At 64.4% G+C, this 12,651-nt stretch carries 10 protein-coding genes; 2 read left to right on the top strand and 8 right to left on the bottom strand.

Annotated elements, in window-relative coordinates:
- Positions 1–48: 48 nt before the first annotated feature.
- The 8 genes from secG to V5F77_RS11740 all read right to left on the bottom strand — a co-directional run bounded on the left by secG (position 49) and on the right by V5F77_RS11740 (position 10,704).
- Positions 49–453, bottom strand: coding sequence for a preprotein translocase subunit SecG (gene secG, locus V5F77_RS11775; protein ID WP_429005539.1), 405 nt, complete (start codon positions 451–453; stop codon positions 49–51).
- A gap of 467 nt (positions 454–920) precedes the next feature.
- Positions 921–3,059 carry a sodium-translocating pyrophosphatase gene (locus V5F77_RS11770; RefSeq protein ID WP_429005538.1) on the bottom strand — a complete coding sequence of 713 codons (2,139 nt, stop codon included), beginning with the start codon at positions 3,057–3,059 and terminating at the stop codon, positions 921–923.
- 151 nt (positions 3,060–3,210) lie between these two features.
- On the bottom strand, positions 3,211–3,963 hold the full coding sequence (locus V5F77_RS11765) for an SDR family oxidoreductase (protein WP_429005537.1): 753 nt from the start codon (positions 3,961–3,963) through the stop codon (positions 3,211–3,213).
- Positions 3,960–5,321, bottom strand: coding sequence for an FAD-binding oxidoreductase (locus V5F77_RS11760; RefSeq protein WP_429005536.1), 1,362 nt, complete (start codon positions 5,319–5,321; stop codon positions 3,960–3,962). The genes V5F77_RS11765 and V5F77_RS11760 overlap by 4 nt, the downstream gene beginning before the upstream one ends.
- On the bottom strand, positions 5,321–6,919 hold the full coding sequence (locus V5F77_RS11755) for a UbiA family prenyltransferase (protein ID WP_429005535.1): 1,599 nt from the start codon (positions 6,917–6,919) through the stop codon (positions 5,321–5,323). Before V5F77_RS11755 ends, V5F77_RS11760 begins: the two co-directional genes overlap by 1 nt.
- 96 nt (positions 6,920–7,015) lie before the next feature.
- Positions 7,016–8,035 carry a ketol-acid reductoisomerase gene (gene ilvC, locus V5F77_RS11750; RefSeq protein WP_429005603.1) on the bottom strand — a complete coding sequence of 340 codons (1,020 nt, stop codon included), beginning with the start codon at positions 8,033–8,035 and terminating at the stop codon, positions 7,016–7,018.
- A gap of 233 nt (positions 8,036–8,268) precedes the next feature.
- Positions 8,269–8,784: an acetolactate synthase small subunit gene (gene ilvN / locus V5F77_RS11745; protein ID WP_429005534.1), complete on the bottom strand. Its 516-nt coding sequence runs from the start codon at positions 8,782–8,784 to the stop codon at positions 8,269–8,271.
- Positions 8,785–8,943: 159 nt separating this feature from the next.
- On the bottom strand, positions 8,944–10,704 hold the full coding sequence (locus V5F77_RS11740) for an acetolactate synthase 3 large subunit (protein WP_429005533.1): 1,761 nt from the start codon (positions 10,702–10,704) through the stop codon (positions 8,944–8,946).
- Positions 10,705–11,082: 378 nt separating this feature from the next.
- Between V5F77_RS11740 and V5F77_RS11735 the strand changes: the two genes are divergently transcribed.
- Together V5F77_RS11735 and ubiA are read left to right on the top strand one after the other, a co-directional pair.
- Positions 11,083–11,577, top strand: a complete 495-nt coding sequence (locus tag V5F77_RS11735; protein WP_429005532.1) for a hypothetical protein — start codon at positions 11,083–11,085, stop codon at positions 11,575–11,577.
- 10 nt (positions 11,578–11,587) lie between these two features.
- A complete protein-coding gene (gene ubiA / locus V5F77_RS11730) occupies positions 11,588–12,556 on the top strand; it encodes a 4-hydroxybenzoate octaprenyltransferase (RefSeq protein ID WP_429005531.1) in 969 nt (322 codons plus the stop codon).
- The last annotated feature ends 95 nt before the right edge of the window (positions 12,557–12,651 follow it).

Below are 12,651 nucleotides of genomic sequence, written 5' to 3'. Positions count from 1 at the left end.
TCGCCTGTGGAGAACCTCATATCGCGGCGCTCGCGCCGCGATACACGATCACTGAGACTTCGGGACCTGCGGACCGCTCGGGGCCGGAGCCGCCTCGGGAGCCGGCGCGGCTGGCGTTGCCGGCGCTTGCGGGCGGATCTGATCGAGAATCGTGCTGCCACTTTGCGGAACCGCCGGGCCGGTCGGTGCGCTCGGGCTCAGCAGGGCCGGCGGGGTACGGCCCCAGCCGGCGAGAACGGTCAGCGAGATGGAGGTCACGAAAAAGATCGCCGCGAGGATGGCGGTCACACGGGTGAGCAGGTTTGCGCTGCCGCGTGCCGTGAAGAACCCGCCGCTTCCGCCGCCGCCCCCGCCGCCGATGCCCAGACCCCCGCCTTCGGAGCGCTGGATCAGCACTACGCCGATCAGCGCGAGCACCACCATCAGATGAATGACAATCAAAACAGTCTGCATGGAATCCACGTCTTCGCGCCGGCGTCCGCCAAATGGTCCGGGAACCGCGCGCAGGTCCGATAAAAGGTCAGTCGGGCGCGTTCCTACACGATCGCGCCGGGCAAAGAAAGAGTGCCTGATTTCGCAGCACCTCCCCGTGCCCTGCATGGCACGCAAGTCTCGTTTGAGCGCGGCCTCACCACCGCGGTGAAGGCCATGATCCATACCGCTCCGCTCACGTTCCATGCACGCGCGGCGCCGACCTTCACCGCCGCATCGGCAGTAGTGGATGCCAATGCCGGGCGCAGAGGAGCGGCTGGAAAAGACGCCGAACGCCGTTGCCGCCAGCAGCGATTCGCAGGCGTCCCGTGCTCCGGTCGGCAGATCAGTGTTTCAGAAAGTGGGGTCCCCTCCCTGACAGGGAGGGGGCTAGCCTTAGCTTAGCTTCGGCCACGAGATGACGCGGCTACCGCGAAGACGATATCGCCTTAATGCGCCAGCACTGCCAGCAGCAACAGCGCGACGATGTTGGTGATCTTGATCATGGGATTCACCGCAGGTCCCGCCGTGTCCTTGTAGGGATCGCCAACCGTGTCGCCGGTGACCGAGGCCTTGTGCGCGTCCGAACCCTTGTAGTGGCGCACGCCGTCCTTATCCACGAAGCCGTCCTCGAACGATTTCTTGGCATTGTCCCACGCGCCGCCACCCGAGGTCATGGAAATGGCGACGAACAGGCCGGTCACGATCACGCCAAGCAGCATGGCGCCAACCGCCGAGAAGGCAGCGGACTTGCCCGCGACCCCGCCGCCCGCCACCAGATAGATGACGTAATAGCAGACGATGGGCGAGAGCACCGGCAGCAAGGAGGGAATGATCATCTCCTTGATCGCCGCCTTGGTGAGCAGATCCACGGCGCGGGAATAATCCGGCTTCTCGGCATAGGTCATGATGCCGGGATGCTCGCGGAACTGGCGCCGCACCTCTTCCACGATGGCGCCGGCCGCCCGTCCCACCGCCGTCATGCCCATGGCGGCGAACAGGAACGGCAGCAGGCCGCCGAACAGCAGGCCCACCACCACGTAGGGATTTTCCAGCGAGAAGTTCGGCATGACCCCGGCGAAATAGGTGCCGGGGGCCGCCGTGCTGGTGAAGAACTTCAGATCCTGGCTATAGGCCGCGAACAGCACCAGCGCACCAAGGCCGGCGGAGCCAATGGCATAGCCCTTGGTCACGGCCTTTGTGGTGTTGCCCACCGCGTCCAGCGCATCGGTGGAATGGCGCACTTCCGAGGGAAGCCCGGCCATTTCCGCGATGCCGCCGGCATTGTCCGTCACCGGGCCGAAGGCATCGAGCGCGACCACCATGCCCGCCAGCGCCAGCATGGTGGTGGCGGCGATGGCGATGCCGAACAGGCCGGCGAGGCCATGGGCCACCAGGATGCCGGCGATGATCACCAGCGTCGGCATCGCGGTGGATTCCAGCGAGATGGCGAGGCCCTGGATGATGTTCGTGCCGTGCCCCGTCACCGAGGCCTGGGCGATGGACACCACCGGGCGATAGCCGGTGCCGGTGTAATATTCGGTGATGACGACGATGGCGCCGGTCACAGCGAGCCCGGTCACGCCCGCCAGGAACAGGCTGGTGCCGGTGAGGGTACCGCCGGAGATCGGCCCGAAGCCCACCAGCACCCAGGTGACGAAGGCGAGCGCGAATACCGAGAGCCCGGCGCTCGCGCCGAACCCCTTGTAGAGCGCCCCCATGATCGAGGACGTCGGCCCGAGCCGCACGAAGAAGGTGCCCGCGATGGACGTGATGATGCACACCCCGCCGATGGCGAGCGGATAGAGCAGCATGGATTCCAGCGCCGGCGTATTGGCGAAGAAGATCGCCGCCAGCACCATGGTCGCCACCACCGTCACCACATAGGTCTCGAACAGGTCGGCGGCCATGCCGGCGCAATCACCGACATTGTCGCCCACATTGTCGGCAATGGTGGCGGGATTGCGCGGATCATCCTCCGGGATGCCCGCCTCCACCTTGCCCACGAGGTCGCCGCCCACGTCCGCACCCTTGGTGAAGATGCCGCCGCCGAGCCGCGCGAAGATGGAGATCAGCGAGGCGCCGAAGCCGAGTGCCACCAGCGCGTCGACGACGGTGCGGCTGCCCGGCGCCATGCCGAGGCCCTTGGTGAGCACGGCGAAATAGACCGTGACGCCGAGCAGAGCCAGACCCGCCACCAGCATGCCGGTGACCGCGCCCGCCTTGAAGGCCAAGTCGAGCCCACCTGCGAGCGATTTCGTCGCCGCCTGGGCGGTGCGCACATTGGCCCGGACCGAGACGTTCATGCCGATGAAGCCGGCAAGCGCAGAGAGGATCGCACCCACGGCAAAGCCCACCGCCACAAGCCAACCCAGCAAAAATCCAACCACAATGAAGATGACGATGCCGACCAGTCCGATGGTCGTGTATTGGCGCTTGAGATAGGCCTGTGCGCCCTCAGCAATGGCGGCTGCGATCTCCTGCATCCGCGCGTTTCCGGGATCGGCCGACATGACCGCGCGCCCGGCCCAGACTCCGTAGCCGACGGCAAGCAGGCCGCAGGCGATGATCACCAACAATGCCAACATGAATCCACCTCTACGTTTCCACCCAGGTTTTCTTGTCCTATGGGGGGAGTGTGAGGGGTGCGCCGGAAAGTCGCAATCGTCTCTTTGGTTCAATCGGCCAAAGGGGATGAGGCGCGAGCGCGCAGGCCCCGCACCTCAGCCGGCGGCCGGGTCAGAGTTTGCTGCGATGCAATAGCGGGCGCGGAAGATTGCGCACGATCCCCATGATGCCGATCCAGAACCACGGCGTGTAGAGCACGGCGCCCCGCTTGGAGATGGCCTTTTCGATGTCACCCGCCACCTTCTCCGGCGTCGCCCAGAGCGGACCGCCCTGGGGGAGATGAGCCGTCATCTTGGTTGCGACGAAGCCGGGGCGCACGTCCAGCACCGCGACGTTCGCCTTGAACAGGCGATGCCGCAGGCCTTCCAGGAATTTCTGCAGCCCGCCCTTGGCGGCGCCATAAAGATAATTGCTCTGCCGGCCCCGGTCGCCCGCGACTGAAGTGATCACCGCAAGCGTGCCGCCGCGAACGGCCTCAAATCGCGCGGCGAGCGCGTCGGCAAGCAGGGCGGGGCTGACAAAATTCAGCGCCAGCGCGGCCTCTCCCTCCACCGCATTGGCCGATACACGTGCCTGATCGGGCAGAGAGCCATAGGCAATCAGGGCCACGTCCAGGGCGCCGAGCGCGCTCCAGGCGTTTTCGGCGACGCCAGGCAAATCGGCCGTGCGTGTGAAATCGGCTTCCTGCACCACCACCTTGGGCGCGCCACGCACCGAAAGATCGGCTGCAATACGGTCGAGGGCAGTCCGGTCGCGGCCCACCAGCACAAGACGCTGGCGCGCCTCCGCGCATTGGCGTGCAAAGGCAACGGCAATGTCGGATGTGGCGCCGAAAATGGCGACGCGGCGCGTGGTCTCGGTCATGGCTGGGGCTCCGCCGGGTGAATGCCGACGCGGCGCGAGAACGCCGAGGACATCGCCGGATCGAGAAAGTGCCGGAACGCGGACAGGGCTGGATAGCCCTTCGCATAGGTCTCGGCAGACATGGAAAAGTCCTTGGCGGGATAGATGCGGCCGTGCGCGGCCACCACGATCTCCTCCAACCGGCGCAGCAGGCGCAGCGTGCCCTCCCCGAGGTTGGGAAAGTCCAGCGCCAATGTCACGCCGGGCATGGGGAAGGACATCAGCCCAGGCGAACCCACCGTGCCGAAACGCTTCAGCACCACCAGCATGGAGCCCTGCCCTGCCGCAACAATCGCACGCAGCAGGTCAGCCGTGCCGTCGCGTGCCGCATCGGTCGGGATCACCGCCTGAAACTGATAGAAGCCGCGTGGCCCATAAAGGTGGTTCCACTGGCCGATGGCGTCGAGGGGAAAAAAGGTCTTCTCGTAGGATGCGACCTGCGCCTTGCGGCCACTCTTGCCAAGCTTGCGCCAATACGCAGCATTGAAGGCGCGCAGCGACAGGGCATTCACCGCCGAGATGGGCGGCGCGAACGGCACGACGATCTTCGTCGCACGCGACGGCGGCGGGGCACCCACACCTGGCGCATGACGCGCCCGCAGATAAATGCCGCGCCCAAGCTGAGCGCCCTTGGCGAGGCAATCCACCCAGGCAGCGGTATATTCCCAATCCTCGGCGCTCTCTGCATCCAGGGCGAAGAAATCGTCGAGATGGCCGAAGCGGATTTCCTCGCTCTCCAGCGCCAGCCCACTCACCTTGCGCAGGCGCAGCGTCGCGGAAAGGATCAGGCCGGTGAGGCCCATGCCGCCGATGGAAGCTGAAAACAGGCCGGGATTTTCCTTGCGCGAGCAGATGAACCGGTTGCCGTCGCTGCGCGCCAGTTCAAGCGAGACCACATGGTTTCCGAAGCTGCCGCAGGCATGATCATTCTTGCCGTGGACGTCATTGGCGATAGCCCCGCCCACGCTCACGAAGCGTGTGCCCGGCACCACGGGCAGCATCCAACCGGAGCCATCAGCCTCGGGGTGCGAGATCACCGCGAAAATGTCCGCAAGGCGCACGCCGGCTTCGCAGGTCAAGAGGCCGCTTTCGGGATCGAACGCCATGAAGCAGTCGAGATGCCGGGTATCCACCAGCATCCCTCCGGGATTCAACGCGACGTCGCCATAGGAGCGGCCGCACCCATAGGCGATGAGGGATTGGGGATGCGGATCCTGGACCAACCGCGCCGCGCGGGCGGGATCGAGCGGACGCACGACGTCGCTCTCAGCGCGCAGCACGCCGCCCCAGGAGCGATAGGCGCGCCGAACGCTTTGCATCAGGACGCCGCCCAAAGGGTGAGCAGGGCCAGGATGCCCAGGGCGAGCGAGAAGCGATCCTTCAAGGCGAACACCACCGGATCCTCGCTCATACGACCGTGCACGGTCAGATGCCACACGCGCAGCACCCAGATCAGCACCAAGGGCATCAGTGCCCAGAGCATGCCGGGGTGGCGGTAGATGTCGCTCGGATACTGCTCGTTGATCAGATAGACCATGAAGATGACGATGGCGCAGAAGCTGCTCGACACGCCAGCTGCCAGCAGCAGCGGCAGGTCGCGCACCGTATAGCCGCGCGACACGACGCCCGTACCGCCCGCCTGCACCACCCGGTTCAGCTCCGCATAGCGCTTCACCATCGCAAGGCCGAGGAAGATCAGCATGGAAAACGTGAGTAGCCAGGGCGAAACCGCTTGCGGTGCCAGCAGGCTGCCGGCCAAGACCCGCAGCGTGAAAAGGCCCGCCAGCACGAACACGTCGATGATCGGCTGGCGCTTAAGGATCAGCGAATAGGTCAGCGTGACCCCGGCATAGGCCACAAGGGTCGCCGCAGCGGCGGCCGGCAGAGCCAGTGCCATGAGACCGGCAAGCACAAACAACCCAAGAGCCGCAAACACCCCATCGCGGGGTGCAATAGACCCCGATGCGAACGGGCGGTGGCGTTTGCGCGGGTGCTGGCGGTCCGACGGAAGGTCCAGCAGATCGTTGATGATATAGGTCGCCGAGGCGAGTACCCCCATGGCCAGGAACAGCAGCACGGCATTGAACGCCAAGGCCGGCGTGGCGTGGCTGAAGCCAAGGATCGGTGCGACGAACACCAAAGTGTTCTTTGCCCAATGCTGGACACGCAGCGCCTTCGCCCAGGTGCGCGCACCCGCGCGCTTCACATGAAAGGCCTGCTCGATGGATTTTCCCGCCGGCAGCAGAGGCTTCAGCCGCGCCACATTTCCGACCAGTACCACCGATTCCGCGGCTGCAAAGATCGGGGCATCCACCGGCCCATCGCCGGCATAGACAAACCGATCGCCAAGCATCTCGCGGATCACGGCAAGCTTGCGTGTGCCGGAAAGATTGACCCCGTTCTGCGAGCCGCGGGCCATGTCGAACAGGCCAAGATGAGCCGCCACCGCATCGGCTATGGACTGGTCCGCCGCGGTGACGAGCGCAATCGTCCGGCCCGCGCGCCTCTGCGCCTTCAGATAGGCCAGCAATTCTTCATTATAGGGCAGCAGCGCAGCGTCGAATTCGGTGCGGTCGGCGACCGCACGCTTGAACGCCGCCTTACCTTCGCCGAGCCGCGCGGCCAGATCAACGATGTCCTGCAAACCGGTCTTCACATACGCAAGGCAACCTTCGTGCAGCGTATCGGAGGTGGTGAGGGTGCCGTCCAGATCCACCGCCAGTGGCGGCAAGGGTGCGTCGTCTTTCGTGGCTAGCCCCAGCACCTGCTCAAAGCCTCCGAAATCGCACCATGCGAACCGGGCCAGCTCTGCTTCCGTTGCCTGAAAGCCGTTCCAGCCGTTCGATAGTGGGTGGCTTATTGCATGGGCTTTCAGGAGGCGCAACCCGTCGCGCCGCAGCCCCGGCTCAGGGAACATGGCCGCAACCCCAGGCAAGCCGCGGGGACTCGATGCACGAAAAAGAATGGCCCCGGATTGCTCCGGGGCCAGCGCGGCTCTTGGATCTCTAGCCGATCAGTTTTTCGTCTTGTCGACCAGGGCCTTGGCCTTGATCCAGGGCATCATGGCGCGCAGCTTCTCGCCGACTTCCTCGATCTGGTGGGCATTGGCCTTGGCGCGGGTGGCCTTGAACGAGGTCTGGCTGACCTTGTTCTCCAGCATCCAGTCGCGGGTAAACTTGCCCGACTGGATGTCGGTGAGCACGCGCTTCATCTCGGCCTTGGTCTCGGCGGTGATGATGCGCGGGCCGGTGACATATTCGCCGTACTCGGCGGTGTTGGAGATCGAATAATTCATGTTGGCGATACCGCCCTCATAGATGAGGTCGACGATCAACTTCACTTCGTGCAGGCATTCGAAATAGGCCATCTCGGGGGCGTAGCCAGCCTCGACCAGGGTTTCGAAGCCGGCGCGGATCAGTTCAACAAGGCCGCCGCAGAGCACCACCTGCTCGCCGAACAGGTCGGTCTCGCACTCTTCCTTGAAGGTGGTCTCAATGATGCCGGCGCGGCCGCCGCCAATGGCGCTGGCATAGCTGAGGCCGAGGTCATGGGCATTGCCCGAGGAATCCTGGGCGATCGCGATCAGGGTCGGCACGCCGCCGCCGCGCTGGTACTCGGAGCGCACCGTGTGACCGGGGCCCTTGGGAGCGATCATCAACACGTCGAGATCCTTGCGGGCCTCGATCAGGTTGAAATGCACGTTCAGACCGTGGGCGAACAGCAGGGCGGCGCCGTTCTTCATGTTGTCGTGCAGGCTCTCCTTGTAGATGTCGGCCTGCAGTTCGTCGGGGGTGAGCATCATCACCACGTCGGCCCATTTGGCAGCTTCGGCGGGCGACATTACCTTGAAGCCCTCGGCCTCGGCCTTCTTGGCGGTGGCGGAACCGGGGCGCAGCGCGACCACGACATCCTTGACGCCGGAATCGCGCATGTTGAGCGCGTGGGCATGGCCCTGGCTGCCATAGCCGACGACGGCAACCTTCTTTCCCTTGATGAGGTTCAGGTCGGCGTCACGATCGTAATAAACGCGCATCATTCTCTCCTGTTGGGCGTTTCTTGGATTGTTCGAACTCAAGGCAGGACCAGGGACCGCCATCGAGACGGGCCTGAACGAACGGTGGGGTGGCAATCCGGCATCGACCGGGCAAACTCCTCCACACCATTCGGCGGCTTTCTTTTCGGCCCCCAGGTATCCCAGCCCCTCGCATCAGTGCAAGCACGGGCACGCATGGCGACGGCCGCAGCTCTGCATCGACGGCGCCCGCTTCACATGGCCTCGGGGCCGCGCGAAATTGCGACGACGCCGGTGCGCGACACCTCGACGAGGCCGAGCGGGGTCATGAGTACGGCGAACTGGTCGATCTTGTCGGACTTGCCGGTGATCTCGAAAACGAAGCTCTCGGTAGTAGCGTCGATGACGCGGGCTCGGAACGCTTCCGCAAGGCGCAGCGCCTCGCTGCGTGCATCGCCCGTTCCGCGCACCTTCACCATCGCCAGTTCGCGCTCGACCGAGGTTGCCTCCACCGTGAGATCGCGCACCCGGTGCACCGGCACCAGACGATCAAGCTGATTGCGGATCTGCTCGATCACCATCGGCGTGCCAGTCGTGACGATGGTGATGCGCGAGAGGTGGCCCTCATGGCTCACCTCAGACACGGTCAGGCTGTCAATATTATAGCCCCGGCCGGAAAACAGGCCGATCACTCGGGCGAGCACGCCCGGCTCGTTGTCCACCAGGACGGAGAGCGTGTGGCGTTCGATGCGTTCGGTGGGTTGGGACATAGGGAAAGTCTCTGATCTCAGGCAGGTTCCCTCTCCGCGCGCGAGGGAGGGTCAGGGAGGGGAAAGGGCGCTCACACGTTCACTGCTTCACATGCCCCCTCCCCACCCCTCTCCAAAACGCGGGAGAGGGCGCGAGGGTGCGTGCTCCGCCCGAGCCGCTCACACCAGCATCTTGCCCTCGTCGGTGATAGCATCGTCGAGATCCACCGCCATATCGCCGAGGATCATCTCGTTATGGGCGCGGCCCGAGGGGATCATCGGGAAGCAGTTTTCCTGCTGGTCGACGATGCAGTCGAAGATCACCGGCCGCTTGATATCAATCATCTCGGCGATCGCCGCGTCGAGATCGGCAGGCTTGTCGCAGCGGATTCCGACCCCGCCATAAGCTTCCGCCAGCTTCACAAAGTCCGGCAGAGCTTCCGAATAGGAGTGGGCGTAACGCCCGCCGTGCAACAATTCCTGCCACTGGCGCACCATGCCCATGTAGCGATTGTTTAGGATGAAGATCTTGACCGGCAGCTCGAATTGCACCGCCGTCGACATTTCCTGCATGTTCATCAGGATCGAGGCTTCCCCCGCAATATCCACGCACAGGGCATTGGGATGGGCGATCTGGGCGCCGATGGCGGCCGGCAGGCCATAACCCATGGTGCCGAGGCCACCAGAGGTCATCCACCGGTTCGGCTCCTCGAAGCGGAAGAATTGCGCCGCCCACATCTGGTGCTGGCCCACTTCGGTGGAGATGTAGACGTCCTTGTCCTTGGTCGCTGCATAAAGGCGTTCGATGGCGTATTGCGGCTTGATGATGTCGGTGCCCTGGCGATAGGCGAGGCAATTACGGCCGCGCCAGCGGTCGATCTGCTTCCACCACAGGTCAAGCGCGTCGCGGTCGATCTGCTTGTCCTTCGCCTTCCATTCCGCCACCAGCGCTTCCAGCACCTTGGTGCAGTCGCCGATGATCGGCAGGTCCACCTTGACGTTTTTATTGATCGAGGACGGGTCAATATCGATGTGGATCTTCTTAGAGCCCGGCGCAAACGCGTCGAGGCGGCCGGTGATGCGGTCGTCGAAGCGCGCACCGATGCAAACCATCACGTCGCAGCCATGCATCGCCATATTGGCTTCATAGGTGCCGTGCATGCCCAGCATCCCGAGCCATTGGCGGCTCGCCGCCGGGAAAGCGCCAAGGCCCATCAGCGTAGAGGTCACGGGAACACCGGTCAGGCGTCCCAGCTCACGCAGCAGGCGGCTCGCCTCTGGGCCGGAATTGATCACGCCGCCACCGGTATAGAAGATCGGCCGCTTGGCGCTCGCGATCATCTCCACCGCCGCCGCGATCTTGTCGGCATCGCCGACCAGCTTCGGGCGATAGGTCTTATGCTGGATGTTCTCACGCCCGACATAGGTGCCGGTGGCGAACTGCACGTCCTTGGGAATATCGACCACGACCGGGCCGGGCCGCCCGTTCTGCGCCACGTAGAAGGCTTCATGCAGCACGCGCGCGAGATCGTTCACGTCGCGGACGAGATAATTGTGCTTGGTGCAGGGGCGCGTGATACCGACCGTGTCGCATTCCTGGAACGCGTCATTGCCGATCAGATGGGTCGGCACCTGCCCGGTGATGCACACGATCGGGATCGAATCCATCAGCGCGTCGGTGAGGCCGGTGACCGCATTGGTGGCGCCGGGGCCGGAGGTGACGAGCACCACGCCCACCTTGCCGGAAGAGCGGGCATAGCCCTCGGCGGAATGCACCGCCGCCTGCTCGTGACGCACCAGGATGTGCTCCACCTTGTTCTGCTGGAACAGGGCATCGTAGATCGGCAGCACGGCGCCGCCGGGATAGCCGAACAGATGGTCGACCCCTTGATCGGCCAGCGCCTGCATGACCATTTCGGCGCCCGTCATTTCCCTGCTCATCTCATCCACTCCTCTGCGCCCGTTCCCAGCAGGCCGTTTGCGCAAATCCAATCAACATGATCATTCGGCCCAGAAACGACGAAGGGGCCCGAAGGCCCCTCGTCACGCGCCACCAAGCTTCGAAACAGCGTTCAAGCTGCTCCGCCGGTGGCGCATCTGCATACGAGAATGGTAACGATCTTGCGCATCACTGCACTAAGCCTTCCAAAAGTTGCGCGAACCTAGCGACGCGCGAAATCTCCGTCAAGGCACTCAGCCACTTTTTTGTCGCGCATGCCCACTGAAACGCCATTGTTTCCGCTCCGCCCCGATATTGCCCAATCTTATATGTCATTATAAGTGGGAAAAGCTGGATCAGCGGACGCAGCGGAAGACCTCATGCTCCTGAACATCAAATGCGTACGCCTGTCGGCGGTGTCACTTGCCCTCCTGATCGCAGGCGCTGCCGCAGCGCGGGCGGATTGCCAGACTGACTTCACGGCGCTGCGTCAGGAAATGGAAGAGAAGGGGCAGGCGTTGCAAGCGGCCGGCAAGCGCAAGGCGACGCCGCAGGAATTGTGTGGCCTGTTCCGCACCTATACCGCTATCGAGGGAAAGCTCGCGAAATACCTCGCCGATAATAAGGACTGGTGCCAGATTCCCGATCAGGCCGTGTCCTCGGCCAAAGCCAGCAACGTCAAGACCGTGGCGCTGCGCGACAAGATCTGCGCCGCGGCCGCATCCGGCGCCGCGGGCGGGGAAGGCGGCGGCAAGCCTCCGCCGCAGGGCTCCATTTCGAGCGCTCTTGGTGTCACCACCGGCTATGTCCCCGGCCAGAGCTCGAAGGGCGGCGGAATCTTCGATACTTTGAATGGCAGCGCTCTCGGCAAGTGAGGGGCGCCCGATGACGAGTTGGGGAGGAGATGGCGCGGTCGCGCCCGTGGCTGATGCCCCCACCAACAATTGGGTGGACCGGTACGCACCGGGCCCCTTGCGCCCCTATCTTCGCCTTGCGCGCGCAGATCGGCCCATTGGCAGTTGGTTGCTGCTCTTGCCCTGCTGGTGGTCCACGGCCCTGGCGGCGATTGCCGCGGGTCAGCCGTATCCAGATCCGAAGCTACTCTTGCTGTTCGCCATCGGCTCTATTGCCATGCGCGGGGCCGGCTGCACCTGGAACGACATTCTCGACCGCGACATCGATCGCAAGGTAGCGCGCACCCGCAACCGTCCGCTCGCCTCGGGCCAGATCGGCCTGCCCGCCGCCTTCGCCTTCCTGATCTTCCAATGCCTGGTCGGCTTCGCGGTGCTGCTCTCGCTGCCGCGCTTCGCGGTGATCACCGGCATCGCCTCGCTCGGGGTGGTCGCCATCTATCCGCTGATGAAGCGCATCACCTCGGTGCCCCAGCTGGCCCTCGGCATCGCCTTTTCCTGGGGCGCGCTGATGGGCTGGGCGAGCGTGTTCCGCAGCATCGAGGACCCGGCGCTGCTGCTGTTCGCCGGATCGGTCTGTTGGGTATTCGGCTATGACACAATCTACGCCCACCAGGACCGGGAGGATGACGCCATCGTCGGCGTGCGCTCCACCGCGCTCCTGTTCGGCCGGCGGAGCTGGATCGCCCTCGCGCTGTCCTACGCCGCGACCATCCTGTTGTTCGGCGCCGCGTTGATTTCAGCGGGCGCAGGCATTTTCGCGGCTTTGGGCCTGCTCGGATTTGCCGGCTACCTCTATGTCCAGGTGAAGCGACTCGACATCGACAATCCCGATCTGTGTCTGGCGCAGTTCAAATCGAACCGGAATGCGGGCCTTCTCCTGTTTGCCGGGTTGGCACTGGATGCGGCGGTTCAGCACGCCGTTGCAGTGGGCCTGATCTGACTGAAGCGCGTCGTCCTATTGTGCATCGCATTAACATTGCGCCGCCTTGCACCAATTCCCCGCCTGGATGGGGCGATCTTCGCTTGCGCGAACTT

Source organism: Roseixanthobacter psychrophilus (genome assembly GCF_043195195.1).
In the GTDB taxonomy this organism is placed as follows: Bacteria; Pseudomonadota; Alphaproteobacteria; order Rhizobiales; family Xanthobacteraceae; genus NCEH01.
Note: the sequence above shows the minus strand (reverse complement) of the source record. Positions and strands in the feature narration are given on the sequence as shown.